Here is an 18,822-nt window from a genome sequence, read left to right as displayed (position 1 = left end):
TGTTGATTCTATCATTTTGATGATCCTATCCTTACTTAATCTATCTTTTTTCTACATATTCTCAATTACTACAACAAATACCTCTATTTTTAGTCATTTTTTTTGTAAAATTCCGACTATAAAAATATTTTACTCCTATATTTCAATACAATTAAGACTGGGATATAGAGTTCTATATCCCAGTCTTAATTGATTAAAAAAATTCAATTTTTGATTAGACTTTAAATCTTTGTACGACAGCATTAAGCTGTGTTGCGAGTTCAGCTAGAGATTCTGCATTATCACTTATTTCATGCATACTAGCCGATTGTTCTTGTGAGGAGGCCGCTACAGTTTGAATACCAGCTGAAGTCGTATCTGCTACAGTTCTAATGGTTTCAACACTAGCCACCACAGATTGGGTACCTGTTGCTGTTTCGCCAATCGCAACAGTCATTTGTTCAATACCATCTTTTACAGTAGTTAAACGTTTTGCAATCACTTCAAAACCTTGTTGTGTATTCAGAGCTGATGTTGTACATTTTGCAACCTCAGTATTGGCTTTTTCTACAGCACTCACTGATACTGCAATTTCATTTCCCATATAATTAATAATTTCCGTAATTTCTTGGCTAGATTTTGCACTTTGTTCAGCAAGTTTTCGAACTTCCTCAGCTACAACAGCAAATCCGCGACCTGATTCTCCAGCACGCGCAGCTTCAATGGCCGCATTTAGGGCTAAAAGATTCGTTTGCCCTGCAAGATTACTAATGACATCAACAATCCCCTTAATCTCTTGAGACCCCTTAGAAAGTTTTTCTGTCACAGTTGTAATTTCAGTCATAGAATCTGTCACGTTCTCATTTTGCTCTACAACAGCTCGCAACATAGACATCCCTTCTTCTACATTGGCTACTGCATTTTGTGTCGTATTGTTTACTTCATTTGCATGGGCATTAATTTCTTCTGTACCTGCCGATATTTCTTCAACAGTTGCAGAAATAGTAGCAATGCTATCAGTATTTTTTAAAGCTCCAGCAGAAATTTCTTCTGCGCTTCTCGCAACGACCTCCACTGTCTGCAAATGTCCTTCTACGGTTATACTGAGCTCTTCACTAGATGCCGCCAAGGTTTGAGAATTGAGATGAAGTTGGGCAACAATCTCTTTAAGAGATTGGCGCATTGAATTTAAGATTCGACCCATATCACCAATTTCATCATTGCGGCGAATCTTGATATCTTGCTCTGTAAGATCAAGCTGTCCGATCGTCCTGATTGATTTACTCAAATGGTTGAAACGCATGGCAAGATTGCGGCTATACCAAATAACTAATATGCCTACTAATATAAAAATAAAGATACTGAGAATAATTATATTTTTACTGCTGCTTTCCGCATGATTGATCATTATAGTGCTTTTTTCGGTCAGCGATTTTTTTTGTAATTCGGATAACTTCTCAAACTGGTCTTCAATCTCTTTAGTATGTTGGCGACCTTCCGTAGTCAAGTTAGTTAAGTTTGGATCATTATTTTTTTTCGCAGTTATCATTTTTTCACAAATGTTTTGATAATCGTTTAGTAATTTGCCAAGTTTAGCTCCTTCGATAATGATTTCCTGATCTTTGGTTTTCTCATTAAACTTTTTCACTGCGTCTATGCTTTTCTTCATATCTTCTCGATACCCTTCTTCATAGACTAATCCGTCAGCATAAAGTAAAAAACCACGTAAATTAAGAAGAGATCTAACATAGTCCGTATGAGCCTCTTTAATCGATATAGTTCTCGTTGCAGTATGAGTAATTAATGTATTTGATTCATTACTTAATGAAAGATAGTTGTAAATGGTATAACCTAAAACTGACAGCAATAGCATGACAGCTATTGCAAACATACTTGTTAATTGCAACATAATAGGTAGTCTTTTTTTATTATTCATATTCCCACACTCCTACTTTAAAATAATTAATGTCTAAAAAATTCATTCTTCGATCCGCAGACTTTCCTTCAAGTCCATAATACGGTCTTATTTTGTCTCCCCCATAGTGAGTGACAACATTAGAGATTCTACAGTATTACCTCCTCTTTAATGAAAAAAAGCTGCTAGGCCTCATCATGTAAAATTACAAAATGCAACCTGGCAGTCATCAATTAAAAAATTAAAATTGTTAGACCCATGGCTTTGCGTCCCCAACTTTCGAAAGGTTTGCTCATAGAACTTATTAATCTAATTTATACTATTCGACATAATAAGGCAAATACCTCTATTATTTCATTTATTTTACCATAACTTAACATCTATCACTCATTACTTTAGAGCCCATATGAACTTTTCTAAGAACAGTACAGCATTCTTAAAACCACCTTAGGAAGACATACAAAAATAAGAGAATGATCACTAACTCTTAGGCAGACATATCATTCCAAGAGTCAGTGACAATCCTCTTTTTTTACGACTTACTTACTATTTCTTAGATCAGTGTATGACCACCATCCACATGTAATACAGTACCACTCACAAAATCGTTACTCAATAAATAAACAATCCCTTTTGCAACATCATCGGCCTTACCGACTCTTTTTACCGGGAGCTTACCTGCTATATCCATATAAAAACTATTGCGCTTTTCTTCTGGCATTTTACTTCGGGAAGGAGTGTCAATAATGCCTGGTGAAATTACATTGACTCTAATGGGGGCCAATTCTAAGGCAAGTGTCCTTCCAAGAGCGCTTACCGCTGCATTAATTGCACTGAGAGTCGCCGATCCAACCATCGCTTTATAAGCCACAACACCGGAAAATAATGTGATCGATCCGCTAGGCACAATCGCTGCAGCACCATATTTTGCCGCATAATACTGTCCCCAAAATTTATTTTCAAACATCTTCTGATCCATTGCGGTATCGGATAAAAGAAAAGATCCACCGGATGTTTCAGCAGCTGTAATTACTAAATGATCAATGGTACCGACAGCTGTAAAAAAGTTTTTTACTTGTTCTTCATCAGTAATGTCCAGTATATATGATTTTACGTTGCCTCCAAGTTCAATTTTAGCCTTTTCAAGTTTTTCCGAGGAACGACTCGCTATAACGACTTCTGCTTTTTGATCTAAAATAAGTTCAGCTGCTGCCAATCCAATCCCAGAACTCCCACCAATGATGACCACACGTTTATTTTTCAACATTTTAAATCCTCCTCTATTTCCCTTACGGGTTGTTGAGATCATTCTAATTCTATAACTTCATTTTGTAAAGTAGTGTATTATTATTCATATAGTTTCCTCAAAGGAAGTTATTTGTTTTTAAAGGAATTTCAGCCCATTAAAAATTGATAGAATCGATATATCCCATTCTACTATCAATGAATTGACTCCTTGTAAAGCTATGGATTTAAAAAAAGACTTGGCTTGTGCCAAGTCCTCAGATGCAGGTAGAAGTCTTAGTCGTTCTTACTTGGAATCAAGAAAGTCTTATACTCTCTAATTCCGCAAAAAATAGCTGCAGTATATGCTGCAGCTACTTGGATCATGAGTTTATTTTATTGTTAAACTTACAAAGTCAGGCCAAAACGTTTCATCTCGACTAAAATTCCTTGCAGTTTTTTTCCTTTTTCGGTTAAAGAATATTCGACTCTTGGCGGTACTTCCGGGTATACCTTCCTCGTAAGTATATTGTGCTCCTCTAGACCGCGTAAGCGCAGGGAAAGTGTCTTGGGACTAATTCCTGACATGGATTTTTGTAAATCGCTAAATCTCATAACACCCTCAAGCATCAAATCTCTAAGAATCAAAAACGTCCACTTTGTCCCAATGATCTCTAATGTTTTGGCTATCGGACAAGGTTCTCCAGGTACTCCTTTGCTCAAAACAACAATTTCTCTATCTTCCATATTAATTACACCCCGCATTTTTCTCTTATCACCTCAATAATATCACAAAACTTCCCATTGGGAAATTATAAAAATAAGATCACTATCCTAAAATGATGACCTTTTTTTCTCTCTGAAACTTAGAGAGATAACTACAAAATTCAGTAAGTAAATTCATAGTAGAAAAATAACAATTTGAATGATCCTCTTAGTTTTTTAATAACATTTCTATGTACTTTTTCGACAATATATCATATAATAACATATGAACACATATTCATATGTTGGAGGTATAAGTTAATGTCAAATTCTGATTGTACAATTGATATTTGTGAGCAACTCTGTGAACATCCTCAAGTCATCTGTGTTGCAAAAAATGAAGCGATTCCAGATTCAGATGCTCAGCAAGTTGCGGATATCTTTAAGTTATTGGGAGACACAACTAGAGTAAAAATGCTGCATGCACTATCCAAAAGAGAACTTTGTGTCTGCGACTTAGCAGCGGTTGTTTCCATGGGACAGTCTGCAGTTTCTCACCAACTACGTTTATTACGAAGTGCCCGTCTGGTAAAGTATCGCAAGGAAGGTAAGATGGCTTGGTATTCTCTTGATGATGAGCATATTGGGTTATTACTCTCTCAATGTGTAGAACATATTAAACATCGATAGGAGGTTATGAGATGGCAAAAAGATATTCTTTCCACAAAGGAACAAAGAAACAAAGTTGTTGCCAAAGTGGCTGTTGCTCTGATGAAACCATGAAACCAGTTACATCTCCAACCTGTGGCTGCTGTACTGATGCTAAGAGTTCACCACAAACAGAGATAGTAATTGCTGAAGGTAGCGACAAAACTGTATTTAAAATTTCTGGCCTTGATTGTGCAGACTGTGCTGCAAAGCTAGAAAAAAGGCTTCTTTCCATGGCGGGCGTCGACTCTGCACAAGTAAATTTCGCTACAGGAAAATTGATCATAAAACATACAATAGAAGAAATAGAGATTATAAAGGCTGTGGAGCAGGCAGGCTATAACGCTGAACGTGAAATCAAGGGCCATCACTCCATCAAAAATAAACCTGCTTGGTGGCTCAATCGGCGAACACAGACAACGATTGTATCTGGTATACTCCTTGTTCTGGTGACAATTATGGAATGGTTTGGCGTCACTAATGATATAGTGATTCCCTTATATATCACAATAGAACTCGTTGGTGGTTATTATACGGCTAAAAGTGGTTTTTACAGTCTGCGTTCTTTGAGTTTTGATATGAATTTTCTGATGACGGTAGCAATCATCGGTGCTTCAGCTATTGGTGAATGGGGTGAAGGTGCTACGGTAGCTTTTCTTTTCTCCTTTGGTAATACTCTTCAAACTTATACAATGGACAAAACTCGACAGTCCATTCAAGCCTTAATGGAGCTCGCTCCACCTGAAGCTCTGGTTCGCCGAGAGGATCAAGAGTTAAAACTAGCAATTGAAGAGATTGTCATCGGCGATATCATCATTGTAAAACCTGGTGAACGAATCCCAATGGATGGCGTTGTAAAAGAAGGAACCTCAGCAGTAAACCAAGCAACCATCACTGGTGAATCCATCCCCGTTGAGAAAACGACTGGAGACATGGTGTATGCGGGTACTGTAAATGAACATGGGGCTTTAGAAATTCAAGTCTCTAAGCTCGCTTCCGACTCGACTTTATCCAAAATCATGCATTTAGTTGAAGAAGCACAGGCACAGAAGGCCCCTTCCCAACAATTTATTGACGTTTTCTCAAAATACTATACTCCGATCGTTCTGCTTGCCGCTGTCGGCGTCATGGTCATTCCATGGATATTCCTTGGCGAGCCTTTTGCCGTATGGTTTTATAAAGGTCTTGTTCTTCTAGTCATCTCTTGTCCTTGTGCCTTGGTAATTTCCACACCTGTTTCCATCGTGTCCGCAATCGGAAATTCATCTAGAAATGGAGTCTTAATTAAAGGCGGTGCTTATCTTGAGCAGATGGGAACAATCCAGTCCATCGCTTTTGACAAGACTGGTACATTAACCTATGGTCGCCCGATTGTCACTAACATCATTCCCTTAGACGGTTCTACAGAACAAGACTTCTTAACTACGGCTGCCTCTGTTGAAAAACGCTCTGAACATCCTTTGGCAGTTGCAATCGTAGAAAAAGCTAAAGATCTGCCTTTAAAACCAATATCAAAATTCAGTGCATTAGTTGGACGTGGTGCTCAGGCCGATGTAAATGGCAAAACAGTCTACATCGGAAATATTCGTTTATTTAACGAACTAGGATTTGAACTATCTCAGTATGAGCAAGCTATAACAACACTTGAGCAAGAAGGTAAAACAGTCATGCTCATGGGAACAAAAGAAAGTATTTCAGGAATTATCGCTGTAGCAGATACTCTTCGTGCTAACAGTGTGGATGCGATTATTACCTTACGAAAAGCCGGTATGAAACACGTCGCGATGTTAACCGGGGATAACAATCGTGTTGCAAGCTCCATAGCTGAGGAATTAAAACTTGACACTGTTTATAGTGAGCTATTGCCAGAAGATAAGGTCAATGCAGTAAAAAAATTAATTACAGAGTACGGAAATGTAGCCATGGTTGGTGACGGAGTCAATGATGCTCCCGCATTAGCTGCTGCTACGATAGGAATTGCTATGGGGGTAGCTGGTTCGGATACGGCCCTTGAGACAGCTGATATTGCCCTTATGTCTGATGATCTGGGGAAACTTGCATATCTTATCAAACTTAGCCGTAAAACTGTAGGGATCATTAAACAAAACATCGCCTTTGCCATCTTAATAAAAATTGTTTTCGTAATTCTTACTTTTGCTGGCTATGTAAATTTATGGCTTGCAGTATTTGCTGATATGGGTTCTTCGATACTTGTCACTTTAAATGGAATGCGCCTCATGCGCAAACTCAAATAGACTGTGTAACATTATCTTTAAAATCTCACGGATTAGACATAGCTGAATCAAATCTGTAAGTGCAATCCTGATGCTACCCACTATAAAATCACAGAAATAATCCTTAAAAGTATTGACTAACATCTTTTAGAGTACTATAATCTAAAATGACTATGATAATGATAATCATAGTCATTTTAAGTTGTAGCCTTATTTGTATAAAAATTCTAGGCTGCTTGATCATTTACAAGGCACACTTAACAAGTCAAAGAACCTCGCACATCATCCAAGTAGCGGATGATCCTATGAGTTTCTTCGTTGGTACATAATTCTACGTGTCATCTTGTATGATGAAAAGCTCGAACCGTAAAGACTTCATCCTCAATCACTACGTATTGTTCCCGATAAGTGGTGAACAATACACAACGATTGAGAATGAAAATTATTAACAATTGGAGGAATTAAAAATGGACTTTTTATCTCAATGTCTCAATCTATTTCATAAAGGTGGTCCAGTCATGTACCTCCTGGTCTTATGCTCACTGGCTGTAATTGCCATTGCTACAGAACGATTTTTGTATTATCGCAGTATGTCTTCAAACACTCAGGCATTTTTGGGAAAACTACAACCTCTATTAGAACGACAGAAATTTAGTGAAGCTCTACAACTATGTGAACAAGGAGCAAATGCAGTCAATCAAGTCGCATTAGAAGGATTACATGCTTATCAACGCGGCAGCAATATTGAAAATGCATTAGAAAGTGCTGCACAGTTATCTGCCGCCCGTTTACGTGAATCCTTAAATTTTCTTAGTGCTATTGTGACTCTATCCCCTCTTTTTGGCCTACTCGGAACAGTCATTGGTATGATCAATTCTTTTAGCGTGTTCAATGTACAATCGGGGCAACCGATGGCTATTACTGGTGGTGTTGGTGAAGCACTCATTGCCACAGCAACAGGCCTAACGGTCGCTGTAATGGCCTTACTTTCACACACCTATTTTTCCCATCGTTTGGATCAGTTGGCTACAGATATGGAGCAAGTATGCGGAGTCATACTTAATTACATCATAAGTAAAAAATCAGGGCGGAGAGAAGCTCATGAAATTGCGTAGTTTACGAATTGAAAATCAACCTGAGTTAATGATTATCCCCATGATTGATATTATTTTCTTTTTATTAGTTTTCTTTATGATCAGCACCTTATCCATGGTCGAACAACATACCATCCCCGTTAGTTTGCCTCAAGCAACCGCTGCTCAACAAGATATTCCTCGCAGCGTTAATATTACGGTCATGCAAGATGGGCAAGTCCTCTTTGATCAAGAACAAATTCCATTACAATTGCTCGCAAAACGTGTCAGTATGGAAATCACCAAACAACCGGATAATGTATTTGTACTCCGTGCAGATAAACAGGTAGACTACGGTAAAGTAGTGACTGTCTTAGATGAATTAAAACTAGCAGGTGCCCGTCGCGTATCAGTAGCTACTGAAATGAAAGGAAGGTAATTCAATGGCATATCATCTACGCTGGCGTAGGGCGGCAATGGTCTCGGTTTTATGCCATATTTTCTTTTTTATAAGTGCTGGCTACTTATCAGCTAACTTATTGATTCCCATTGTACCTGAAGAGCAGATTGTAGAATTGGAATTAGTGAATGAACTCCAGGCAGAGAATCGAGAAGTGAGTGCATCACCTAATGCTCCCACTCCTCCTTCACCGCCCGAACGAGTCCTTCCATCAACCTCTATTCCAGTTACTCCCCAAGAAATACAAACTACACCTAAAGTAGTAAGTTCTGTGGATGTCGCCGAACCCTTAACCGTTACTGATATTAGCAGTAATGAATCATCATCGACTGCAAGTAGTTCTTCATCTTCTGAAGCGCCTGTCACTCCTAATTCAACTAGTAATACAGGTAATGCCTCTAGTGCTGGAAATAGTGGTGCGGTTAAGAGCAGTGGGTTTGTTCCACCTAGTATATTAAGTAAAGTGGAACCTCCCTATCCGCAAGGAGCACGACAAGCAAGTATGGAAGGAACAGTTTTACTAAAAATCCAAATCCTTACCAATGGTCGTTCAGGAAATATCTCAGTATCTCGCTCCTCCGGGCATGAAATACTTGATGAAGCAGCTATGGCTACCGTAGAACAGTGGCGTTTCGTTCCAGCTAAAGATCGAACGAGCGGCCAAGCCATCGATTGTTATACTACAATCCCCATATCTTTTCGATTAAGATAATGTTTATGAAGCATAGTTTTTTTAATTGAGCTCCCCCCTTAGAGTGGACATTGATTCATCAACATCCACTCTAAGGGGGTCCCCTGTTATTATCAGGCCTCATAGAGCATTTTTTGTATAGCGGATTTGACTTTGGAAATAACTAAGGAGGATTAAAATGGATCTCATCTTAAAAAATATTAATGTAAAACTTGGTGATAAAAATATTATCCAAGATATTTCCTTGGCTGTTGCCAAAGGAGAATTTGTTGGCATCATTGGTCCGAATGGTAGCGGAAAATCAACATTGCTACGTACTATTTATCGGATTATTAAACCGACGAGTGGTACAATTTTATTAGATGGGCAGAATATAAAACACGTTAAATTATCTGAATCTGCGAAAAAAATGGGGGTAGTTGGACAGTTTAATACCATCAACTTTGATTTTACCGTCTTTGATATGGTTATGATGGGACGTACACCTCATAAAAGCTTACTTGGATCAGATCAACCTGATGATTATGAAATTGCTATGGAGTCAATCAGAAAAGTAGGTATGGAAAAGAATACTCATCGTAGTTTCTCTACCTTATCAGGTGGTGAAAAACAAAGAATTATATTAGCCCGTGCTTTAGCTCAACAGCCTCAATTATTAATTTTAGATGAGCCAACCAATCATTTGGACATTAAATACCAACTACAAATTCTCTCCATTGTAAAATCACTTGGTATCGGGGTATTAGCAGCACTACATGATCTAAGTTTAGCAGCGATGTACTGTACCAAACTATATGTACTAAAAGATGGCCATGTCATTACCAGCGGCATACCCAATCAAATACTCACTCCAGAGTTAGTCCGTGATGTCTATGAAATTGAATGTGACATTCATGAAAATCCAGATACAGGCTACCTGGCCATCAACTATTACCCAACTTCTCTTCATGCATAATTTCTAGAAGTTCTTATTGTCTAGATAAAAAGATCCCCCGAAGATTTTCTTCGAGGGATTTTTCTATCTAGTCATCTTTGAATACTATTTTTTAATTATTTCACTACTACGCTAACAACACTCATTATACCGCAAAAAAATACAGTTCCCAAGGTCAACCACCTGAAAAATTTAGGACTTACTTTTACAAAAGCTTTCTCTCCAAGCCATACACCAATTAAAACTGCAGGAACTGCATATCCAAGTTGCTCAAATACACCTCTGTCCACCGTATCCATATAATACATGATGATTAGAGTTGCAATATTGCCAAAGCAAAAAAAACGGACAAGATTTGCACGAAAAGTTTCTTTATCTTGTTGCTGATTCATCAAAAATAAGGCTACTGGCGGTCCACTCAAGCTAGTTGCTCCTCCCATAAAGCCGCTTACGACGCCAACTAAAACTGTCGCTAATTTTTCACGTTTAATGACCATAACATAATTAGAAGCCATAAGAAATGATACCAATAGAATCAAAATTCCAATACACAGTTTAAGAATTGAAGGGTCGATTACCTTCAGTATATATACTCCAGGTAAAATCCCAAACAAACTGGCAACGAACAATGGCCATATCACTTTAGGATTTGACATCCCTCTTGTCTTATAAATCACCATCATATTGAGTAGCAAAGCTCCAAACGTCACTAAACTCACAGCTTGCTGCGGTTTCATGAAAAATAACAGCAGTGGCGTACCCACAACGGCAAAACCAAATCCAGTAATTGATTGTATCACTGATGAAAACAGAATAATAATAAATGTATTATTTACGATAATATCCATAGCTCTTACCTCTTATTTTATTTGAAAAAATTGTAGCAATATCATGTATAATGAATGTTATATTGCAAATTTTCTTTGATTTCAGTATAACATTGATATTTCTATAATAAAAACGAATGATATCAATCATTACGATCAATAAAATTAATCCATATGAAAGAGGTTATCTGATGGAATTAAGGCAATTACAGACATTTTGCACGGCTGCTGAAACCCTCAATTTTACAAAAGCAGCCCTCAAATTAGGGTATGTACAATCCAATATAACAAGCCAAATTCGGCAATTAGAAGAAGAATTAAAGGTTAAATTATTTGATCGTTTTGGCCGAAGACTTGAGTTAACAAGCGAAGGAAAAAAATTCTTAAAACAGGCTGAAAATATCTTACAACTGTGCGAGCGAGCAAAAGATGAATTATCCCCAGAGTCTTTCAGAGGTACCTTAACTATCGGAGCTGCTGAAGCCCTTTGTGTTTATCGCCTTCCCAAATTATTACTTGAGTATCGTAAACGTTATCCTTTCGTTGAAATTCGGGTACAAACAGAAAGTTACAAACCACTTTCTGACCTTATTCGAAATAACAGTATCGATATCGCTTTAGCATTAAGCAATCAAATTGATCCACCAGATCTAGATGGAAAGGCACTCTTTAATGAAAAAATGATTGTTGTCGTCAGTCCATTCCATCCACTTGCACAAAAAAAGCAACTAGAACCCAAAGATTTATCCAACGAGTGCTTAATTCTGAGCCCTGAGGGATGTGGCTATCGCCCCATTATTCTTGCAGTTCTAGAAAAATATGATCTTAAATTAAGTGGAATTATGGAACTTTCAAGTGTGGGAGCACGGAAGGAATGTGCAATTTGTGGATTAGGAGTCACCATATTACCAAAAATAGCCGCCAAAAGTGAATTAGAGCAAGGAAAACTCATGGAATTAGATTGGAAAGGGCCTAGTTTTGACGTAAAAACACAAGTCATGTGGCATCGAGAAAAATGGCTATCTCCAATTATTAATGCTTTTTTAGAATTATGCAATTCCATAAAAAATTAGAGAAAATACCCCGAATCCTCAAAAAGTAGGCTTCGGGGTATTTACATAATTCACGAGAAAGTGAGAACTGCTTATTTGCTATGATAAGCTTGCCAATACTTCCTGGAATTTATTTTCCTGCAAAGGTTTTACCAAATAATTACGCGCTCCAGAACGAATGGCTTCCATAACGAAACTTTCCTGTCCCAAGGCCGATATCATGATTACGATAGCCTTAGCATCTAAATTCTTAATTTCTTTAAGAGCCGCTATTCCATCCATCTCTGGCATTGTAATATCCATTAAAATAATATCAGGCTGCAGTTCCTTAAATTTATCGACTGCCTCCCGCCCATTAGCGCCTTCGCCTACGACCTGATAGCCCCACTTTTCTAGTAATCCTTTGATTTTCACTCTCATAAATAGGGTATCATCTACAATTAAAATACGTTTGGACATATGTTGCTACTACTCCTTCGCCTTGATCGCTTCTCAATTTTAATAAGTTATCTCTAGTATGATCTAACACTCTAGACCCACATTTAGTTCAATCCTTCCAGCAGAAGTTAGAAATTCGATGGCCAAGGTTTGTACTTGGCTAATCCTGACTGTGATATTTTCTCCAGTCACCACTGTCGGAGGAGAAATATTTATTTTTTTTCCCAAATTTTCTAAATTTATTGCTGCATTAGCGGTAACCATATTCACTAATTCACTAATTGCGCTTTGCGCCATCTCATCAAATTGGGGTATTGGAATCCCCCCCATCATCGTTGATGCAATATTCCTAGCACACTCATCAGATAAACCATATGCCAAATTCCCACGAATTTCTTGGGATAAACCAATGAGTATCGTAACATCATTAGTAGTTATCAATTTATCTTTTACCATCATATTTCCGCGTTTAATATCGACAAGCCCAAGCATAGGTAATATTGATATAACGGCATCAATAAAAGGTTTTACTATCTTGCTATCCACTTTAATAACCTCCTTCAAAACCGACGCTAATTTTAATAGAGCCGACTGAGGTATCAATCTCAATCACTTCAGCATTGATCTTAGGACTGGTAATATTAATTTTTTTTCCTAAAAAAACACTTGGTGGCGTTAATAGTAAAGCCAAATTTTTTTCTAGATTATTGATCTGTGTAATACCATGTCCCGAAACTATATTAGCAAATTCAGCTATTGAATCGATAATGTCATCTTCTTCAAGGTATGTTTCGCCATTGAATATTTCACTCAACTGACGGGCTGTCTCCATATCGCTATCTAGAATAATCCGCCCTGGCCTAAGGCCCGTTATTCCAATAATGACTGCAAGCCCTCGTGAAACGAATACAGTTGGTTGAGCCACCGTTTGCCTAGGCTTTCCTTCTATTTCAGCCATGGTTTGAATGTTTTTGAGTAGTGCGTGAATCCAAAGTTCAATATAATTCCCCTCACTCATATTCTTCATCCCCTATATGCAGATTCTATTATAGCAATAAATTCATCATTTTTAAAAGGTTTTTGGATAAAACTTTTAATCCCAATCAGTTGCGCGCTATTTATCAATTCTTCATCTCCCAGCGCACTGAGCATGACAATTTTTGCTGCTGGATCTTGACCTATGATACTTTTAGAAGCCTCTAACCCATCCATAATCGGCATAGTAATATCCATGGTCACCAAATCAGGGTTGAGAGTCATATATAGTTCAACACCCTCCTTGCCATTTTTAGCAATACCACAGATCTCATAATTCTCTGTAGTATTTAGCGCTCTTGTAATTGCTTTATGAATAAACGGTGAATCATCTACAACTAAAATTTTAATTTTACTCATAACGTTATCCCTCCCTCACTATATTAGTTATATTTTTTCTTAAAATTTAATCCACTAGCAAACTAAGTTTAACTGAGGATTTTATTTCGTGGATTTTAATATCATCACTAGAAATTTTATAAGAATCAATTAAGTCTTGCTTAAATATTTCCGCATCCTCAAAACTTCTACATACTTGTGACGAAATCTCATCTTGATTTTCTTCCCAAAGTACAATAAACAAACTACAAATCATAATGATAACCTCCAACTCAATTGCGATACTCTTATTACCTAGTCGCTAATTGGACTAACTCTACTGGATTCAAGACCAATGCTACCTTACCGTCCCCCATGATAGTCGCCCCTCCCATACCACGAATCGCAGAGAGGTACTCTGGCAAAGGTTTAACCAAAATATCCTGCTCATTCAGTAACTTATCAACAATTATTGCTACTTTAGACTGCCCATCAGTCACGATCACAATTGGCGTATAATCAAGTATTTCTTGGGTAGCCATTTTGAGTATCTCTGCAAGTGATACGACCCCTAACACTTCACCCCGATGGTAGAGCATCCGTTGTCCACGACGCTTGACCAGCTTATCGGCAGGTACTTTCACAATCTCCACTACATTTTCAAGGGATATCACTAATAATTGGTTCTTCACCTCAACCACTAGCCCTCTTGAAACCATCAATGTTAGAGGTAGCTGCATCGTTATTTTACTGCCTTTACCAAACTGACTGGTAATTTTTATCGTCCCCTGGAGGGCTGTAATATTACTGCGTACGACATCCATTCCCACGCCCCGTCCGGAAATCTCTGTAATATTTTTCGCCGTACTAAAACCTGGTAAAAAAATAAGTTGAAAAGCTTGCTCATCCGACATCTCACTTGCATCTTGTTCAGTAATAAAGCCCTTTGTTATCGCTTTACGTTTTAACTCTTCAGGATTCATCCCCCGTCCATCATCTTCCACTTCAATGATAACATGTTTGCCGCGGTTATACGCTCGCAGCCAAACACTTCCTTGAGGGTCTTTACCTGCGGCCTGCCGTTCTTCTACCGTTTCAATTCCATGATCGCCAGAGTTGCGCACTAAATGGAGCAATGGATCACCAATTTTTTCAATAATATTTTTATCAAGCTCAGTATCTTCACCCTCCATAATGAGTGTTATACTTTTACCTGTCTGCAATGCTACATCTCGGATAATCCGAGGATATTTCTGAAATGCCATCCGCACTTCAGTCATACGCATAGCCATAATAGCATCTTCGAGTTCTGCCGAAATGCGGTTAACAAATTGTCCGGCATCCTTGACCTCTCTCGATAAATGAGGTAAATTATGCTCCATAGTTAACTTACGAGCAATCTGACTAAACACATTCTTAGTAATCGAGAGTTCTCCAATTACATTCATCAGCCGATCAAGTTTATCACCACTCACCCGAATCGAATGAGCGGTAGACCCACCTGCTACATCAGTACTCCTTCTACCATACGTTGGCTTTACAACCGCCGGTATGGTAATAATTGGTTCTGATGTAGTTATGATCTGACATGCCAGTTGTGCTCCACCTTCACGTACAGCTAACATGTCAGCTACCAATCTTTTAAGCTTACTGTCATCAGTAATAATAACACCTTTGCGCAGCATAATAGTAATATTCACCAGTGCGTCAATGGCCTCAAAACACAAATTGATAATTGCGCTGCATATAGGTATCTTCGTATCACGCACCTGGGATAAAAGACTCTCCATATTTTGAAAAAGTTCTAATAAATCTTTTAAAATCATCCGCAAATTATCATCAATCGGTACACTGAGTAATAAACCTGTATTGCCTTTAAGCGTATGCACTCGGCGAAATAAATCACCTAAAGTCCCAATATCTTCGGGATTACTATCGAGTATCATCAACAAATTATTCGTAATGATCGCACTATGTTCATCCGCCTCTAGCAAGAAATCTTCTAACATACCTGCCGCTACACCATCAAGTAAAAGAGTCATGGACTCTTGATCTGATTCCTCACTCTTGCTACTTGCAATCAATGGTTGCTGGATCTTATGTTCCACTTCATGGTAGTGCTGAAGTGGCAATGTCTGCTCTACTGATGTTGGTATATTCGCCTCTTTATTCTCTTCTAAAAAACATCGTATGTCATGAATGAGTGCATCCACATCATGAGTACAGCTTACTTCCACATCAAGCCCTTCACCCTGTTGAACACTTTCGCAGGCCACGCTTAATTGTGATATCATCTCACTCAGTGCATCTTTAGCATTCAATAATAAACCAACGACTTGGGTGTTGGATTCAATACCACCTTTACGCATAGCATCTAACATATATTCAACCTGGTGACTTAGTCTAGTAATGTCTGATAGACTGAAAAAAGATGATAACCCCTTGATCGTATGCACTTGACGAAAAATATCACCTAGGGATTTAGCAGAATCAGCGACATTCTCTAGGCACAATATCTCATCTTCTATTTTTTGTAAACTCTCCGTACTTTCTTCAATAAAAGCTTGGAGCATTTCTATATCCTCTGCCGTAAATTGGCATAACATAACTTACAACCCCTTCCCAGCAGTTCCTTCCAGTAATTCTCGCACACAGTGCACTAGTTTTTCAGGAGCAGCAGGTTTGATAAAATACAGATTAGCCCCTAAACTCAATCCTCTTTGAACATCACATTCATGATCTTGGGTTGTCATAATCAAAATGGGTGTTGTCTCATACCCAGGCGTATTGCGCATTTCTGCAATAAACTCAAAGCCATCCATACGTGGCATATTAATATCAGTAATCACTAAATCAAAATTTTCAGCACCATCAGTGAGTAACATTTCAAGCGCTAAATAGCCATCTTCAGCTTCACGGATCTGGTATCCAAAAGAAGTTAATATGTAAGTATAAAATTTTCTAACCATCGTAGAATCATCTACGATCAGTATCTGCCCCATATTACGCCCCCCTTTTCCGTATGCAAAGTCCACTGTCTTTCTCTCGCTTTCACGGTTTATAGTACACAATACTACTGCCAATGCGTCTCATTTTAAAGGCATCAGTAATTCGAGCAACAGATTCTGAATGACCAAGATAAATATAACCGCCACGTTTTAATGATCGGTAATAACTTTCTAGCACATTCAGCCTAGATTCAGGAGTAAAATAGATCAGCACATTACGACAAAAAATAAAATCATAATCAACCTGAAGCTTCATTTCATGTTGTTCCATCAGGTTAATCACTTTAAAATTAACCATATTTCGTACCTTATTATTTAAAATGTACATCTCCCTGTATCTCGCAAAATACCGTTCCAAATACTCCGTTGGTACATCTTTTACAGAACGGCTGTTGTAATACCCTTTGCGAGCTACATCTAGTACTCTAGTATTAATATCACTAGCCAATATTTCGATTGTCCACGTTTCAGGTTCAGGCAACATTTCCAGCAAAATAATCGCTAAGGTGTAAGGTTCTTCGCCCGTAGAACATCCAGCACTCCACAACTTTATTTTGCGATTACCTGCCGCTACCTTATCCTTAACGACTTGCAGTAATACTTCTTCTGCAAAGCCCTGTAACTGTGGGAAATCACGAAAGAAATAAGTTTCATTAATCGTCAGGCGGTTAATCAACTGTTGCATCTCCGTCTGATCAGTGGAAAACTTTAAATGTTGATAATACTCCCGATAATTTTCCAGTCCCAATTCTGCAATACGTTCATCTAAGCGTTTATCAACAAAATAACGTTTATTGGTTTCAAACCAAATACCTGTTCTTTTATAAATTAAATCAATAAAACGTTGATATAGATCAGGTGTCAGTGTCATCGATCCGGCCTCCATTCAAGATCTATCTCTTGCCGGATAAGTTCGGTCATTTGCCGATCCTCGTCTAGAGCCAACTCCAATAATTCTTTGAGATAATGCCGCCCCGCCTCACCCATGCGACACATACCACGGACGGCTGCTATTTTTAATAGTCGATCAGATTGATCTAAACTATCCACCAGCCAATTCCATGTCGCGGTGTAGTGGTCACTATGAAAAATTTCTGGGCAATCTAAGATAAAAGAACGATGTTCAAGGTAAGGATCATGTTCATACATGTAGGATAATAACTTATAGATACTTGGATCTCTTTGGCTAGCCTCTACAACTAGATAAGTCAATTTTACGGCAATTCCTAACTCTTCCATGACTGTTTCTGTGGTATAGAATCTATCAATCATGACCGATAGATTCTGATATAGCAAAGCCGGACAATTTCGTCTGGTAATGTGAATGGCTGCTGTCACTTCATGAACAGCGCTATTTTTTAGCGTGTCTGCAAAAAAAACTTCTAGCATACTCTCGATAGCGACCTGCTCCAAGTCTAAAGTAACCCCTCGTACCTGCAGCTGATCCAGTAATGTAAGCATTTGTCCCATCGTCAATATCTTATTATGGTACATCTCCCAAGCGGCAGGCAATTGGCGTTCATCACCTAGCTGACTTGTTGCAACAACCCATATTCCTGCTAGAGTGATACGTTCTTCTCGATTCCAAGTCTTCTTATTTACATACTGCTCAATGACATCCAATATCGTGTGATCGCCAATTTTAGCAAGTGATTCCATCATAGAGAAAGCTACCCACACATTTTGCGTCCCTGCCAAGGAGGCGATTAAGGCAGGTATAATCCGAAAATCCCGCCTATTCCCTAAAGCTTCGGCACAAGTACTTACAACATTGGGATCGCTATCCTTAAGTCCCCCTAGTAATAGGGAACATGCGGCATCTCCAGCAATTTTATTAAGGGCATCAGCAGCTAGCTTGCGCAAATCGCAATTTGGATGATTGATCAATTCAGTCAACACTGGTAAGGATATCTCACCTAATGTTTGCATGATTGCCAATGCTGCATTGCGTACATAAGCATCTGATGATGCTAACAAGCGACCTACAACCAAAGCAGTATATGGCAAATACCATGCTCCGAGTGTTGCAATCAAGCGGCGGCGGACAAAGGTAGACTGTTCTCTTTCTAATTGGGTGGCCAATAATTCAATACCGTTGCTCCGCCCAACTGCAACGATCATCTCAATACCTGCGCAGCGGTCATCTTCGCTTTCGCTATTCAATAATTGTTGTGCTTCTTTATACATACGGCACCACCTTTATTACATTTACTGACCCTTT

At 38.4% G+C, this 18,822-nt stretch carries 20 protein-coding genes and 1 riboswitch; of the genes, 7 read left to right on the top strand and 13 right to left on the bottom strand.

The features are described 5' to 3' along the window. Positions 1 to 214: 214 nt before the first annotated feature. The 3 genes from ACAN52_RS09600 to ACAN52_RS09590 all read right to left on the bottom strand — a co-directional run bounded on the left by ACAN52_RS09600 (position 215) and on the right by ACAN52_RS09590 (position 3,883). Positions 215 to 1,915, bottom strand: a complete 1,701-nt coding sequence (locus ACAN52_RS09600) for a methyl-accepting chemotaxis protein (protein ID WP_378954495.1) — start codon at positions 1,913 to 1,915, stop codon at positions 215 to 217. Positions 1,916 to 2,104: 189 nt separating this feature from the next. Continuing rightward, a riboswitch (cyclic di-GMP riboswitch) is annotated at positions 2,105 to 2,197 on the bottom strand. Between the two features lie 250 nt (positions 2,198 to 2,447). Further along, on the bottom strand, positions 2,448 to 3,161 hold the full coding sequence (locus tag ACAN52_RS09595) for an SDR family oxidoreductase (protein ID WP_378954494.1): 714 nt from the start codon (positions 3,159 to 3,161) through the stop codon (positions 2,448 to 2,450). Between the two features lie 365 nt (positions 3,162 to 3,526). Further along, a complete protein-coding gene (locus ACAN52_RS09590; RefSeq protein ID WP_378954493.1) occupies positions 3,527 to 3,883 on the bottom strand; it encodes a winged helix-turn-helix transcriptional regulator in 357 nt (118 codons plus the stop codon). A 261-nt stretch (positions 3,884 to 4,144) separates the two neighbouring features. Here ACAN52_RS09590 and ACAN52_RS09585 point away from each other — a divergent pair, with 261 nt between their 5' ends. The 6 genes from ACAN52_RS09585 (at position 4,145) to ACAN52_RS09560 (ending at position 9,944) form a co-directional block, all read left to right on the top strand. Next, positions 4,145 to 4,513 (top strand): ArsR/SmtB family transcription factor, encoded by a 369-nt coding sequence (locus ACAN52_RS09585; protein WP_378954492.1) that lies wholly within the window; start codon positions 4,145 to 4,147, stop codon positions 4,511 to 4,513. A 161-nt stretch (positions 4,514 to 4,674) separates the two neighbouring features. Further along, complete coding sequence (locus ACAN52_RS09580; RefSeq protein ID WP_378954730.1) at positions 4,675 to 6,786, top strand: heavy metal translocating P-type ATPase; 2,112 nt, start codon at positions 4,675 to 4,677, stop codon at positions 6,784 to 6,786. Positions 6,787 to 7,232: 446 nt separating this feature from the next. Then, the gene (locus tag ACAN52_RS09575; RefSeq protein WP_378954491.1) at positions 7,233 to 7,880 is read left to right on the top strand and encodes a MotA/TolQ/ExbB proton channel family protein; all 648 of its coding nucleotides are present in this window, start codon (positions 7,233 to 7,235) and stop codon (positions 7,878 to 7,880) included. After that, complete coding sequence (locus tag ACAN52_RS09570; protein ID WP_378954490.1) at positions 7,867 to 8,277, top strand: ExbD/TolR family protein; 411 nt, start codon at positions 7,867 to 7,869, stop codon at positions 8,275 to 8,277. The genes ACAN52_RS09575 and ACAN52_RS09570 overlap by 14 nt, the downstream gene beginning before the upstream one ends. Positions 8,278 to 8,281: 4 nt before the next feature. Beyond that, on the top strand, positions 8,282 to 9,010 hold the full coding sequence (locus tag ACAN52_RS09565) for an energy transducer TonB (RefSeq protein ID WP_378954489.1): 729 nt from the start codon (positions 8,282 to 8,284) through the stop codon (positions 9,008 to 9,010). A gap of 157 nt (positions 9,011 to 9,167) precedes the next feature. Continuing rightward, the gene (locus ACAN52_RS09560; RefSeq protein WP_378954488.1) at positions 9,168 to 9,944 is read left to right on the top strand and encodes an ABC transporter ATP-binding protein; all 777 of its coding nucleotides are present in this window, start codon (positions 9,168 to 9,170) and stop codon (positions 9,942 to 9,944) included. A gap of 95 nt (positions 9,945 to 10,039) precedes the next feature. Here the strand turns inward: ACAN52_RS09560 and ACAN52_RS09555 are convergent, their stop codons facing one another. After that, entirely contained in the window at positions 10,040 to 10,771 is a 732-nt protein-coding gene (locus tag ACAN52_RS09555; protein WP_378954487.1) for a sulfite exporter TauE/SafE family protein, read from the bottom strand. A gap of 170 nt (positions 10,772 to 10,941) precedes the next feature. Here ACAN52_RS09555 and ACAN52_RS09550 point away from each other — a divergent pair, with 170 nt between their 5' ends. Then, the gene (locus tag ACAN52_RS09550; RefSeq protein WP_378954486.1) at positions 10,942 to 11,823 is read left to right on the top strand and encodes a LysR family transcriptional regulator; all 882 of its coding nucleotides are present in this window, start codon (positions 10,942 to 10,944) and stop codon (positions 11,821 to 11,823) included. A gap of 78 nt (positions 11,824 to 11,901) precedes the next feature. Here the strand turns inward: ACAN52_RS09550 and ACAN52_RS09545 are convergent, their stop codons facing one another. From ACAN52_RS09545 to ACAN52_RS09505, 9 genes are all read right to left on the bottom strand, one after another. After that, the gene (locus ACAN52_RS09545; RefSeq protein ID WP_378954485.1) at positions 11,902 to 12,261 is read right to left on the bottom strand and encodes a response regulator; all 360 of its coding nucleotides are present in this window, start codon (positions 12,259 to 12,261) and stop codon (positions 11,902 to 11,904) included. A 63-nt stretch (positions 12,262 to 12,324) separates the two neighbouring features. After that, entirely contained in the window at positions 12,325 to 12,786 is a 462-nt protein-coding gene (locus ACAN52_RS09540) for a chemotaxis protein CheX (RefSeq protein ID WP_378954484.1), read from the bottom strand. 1 nt (position 12,787) lies between these two features. After that, positions 12,788 to 13,258 (bottom strand): chemotaxis protein CheX, encoded by a 471-nt coding sequence (locus ACAN52_RS09535; protein ID WP_378954483.1) that lies wholly within the window; start codon positions 13,256 to 13,258, stop codon positions 12,788 to 12,790. A 5-nt stretch (positions 13,259 to 13,263) separates the two neighbouring features. Next, on the bottom strand, positions 13,264 to 13,635 hold the full coding sequence (locus ACAN52_RS09530) for a response regulator (RefSeq protein ID WP_378954482.1): 372 nt from the start codon (positions 13,633 to 13,635) through the stop codon (positions 13,264 to 13,266). Between the two features lie 46 nt (positions 13,636 to 13,681). Then, entirely contained in the window at positions 13,682 to 13,870 is a 189-nt protein-coding gene (locus ACAN52_RS09525; RefSeq protein ID WP_378954481.1) for a hypothetical protein, read from the bottom strand. Positions 13,871 to 13,904: 34 nt separating this feature from the next. Continuing rightward, on the bottom strand, positions 13,905 to 16,199 hold the full coding sequence (locus ACAN52_RS09520; protein WP_378954479.1) for a chemotaxis protein CheA: 2,295 nt from the start codon (positions 16,197 to 16,199) through the stop codon (positions 13,905 to 13,907). A gap of 3 nt (positions 16,200 to 16,202) precedes the next feature. Then, complete coding sequence (locus ACAN52_RS09515; protein ID WP_378954477.1) at positions 16,203 to 16,595, bottom strand: response regulator; 393 nt, start codon at positions 16,593 to 16,595, stop codon at positions 16,203 to 16,205. Between the two features lie 49 nt (positions 16,596 to 16,644). Beyond that, positions 16,645 to 17,472, bottom strand: a complete 828-nt coding sequence (locus ACAN52_RS09510; RefSeq protein ID WP_378954476.1) for a CheR family methyltransferase — start codon at positions 17,470 to 17,472, stop codon at positions 16,645 to 16,647. Then, positions 17,469 to 18,788: a HEAT repeat domain-containing protein gene (locus ACAN52_RS09505; RefSeq protein WP_378954475.1), complete on the bottom strand. Its 1,320-nt coding sequence runs from the start codon at positions 18,786 to 18,788 to the stop codon at positions 17,469 to 17,471. Before ACAN52_RS09505 ends, ACAN52_RS09510 begins: the two co-directional genes overlap by 4 nt. Between the last annotated feature and the right edge of the window lie 34 nt (positions 18,789 to 18,822).

It is taken from the genome of Pelosinus sp. sgz500959, from assembly GCF_042610375.1.
GTDB lineage: Bacteria > Bacillota > Negativicutes > DSM-13327 > DSM-13327 > CTSoil-075.
The sequence above is the reverse complement of the archived record's forward strand: the minus strand, read 5'-3'. Positions and strand labels throughout refer to the sequence as shown.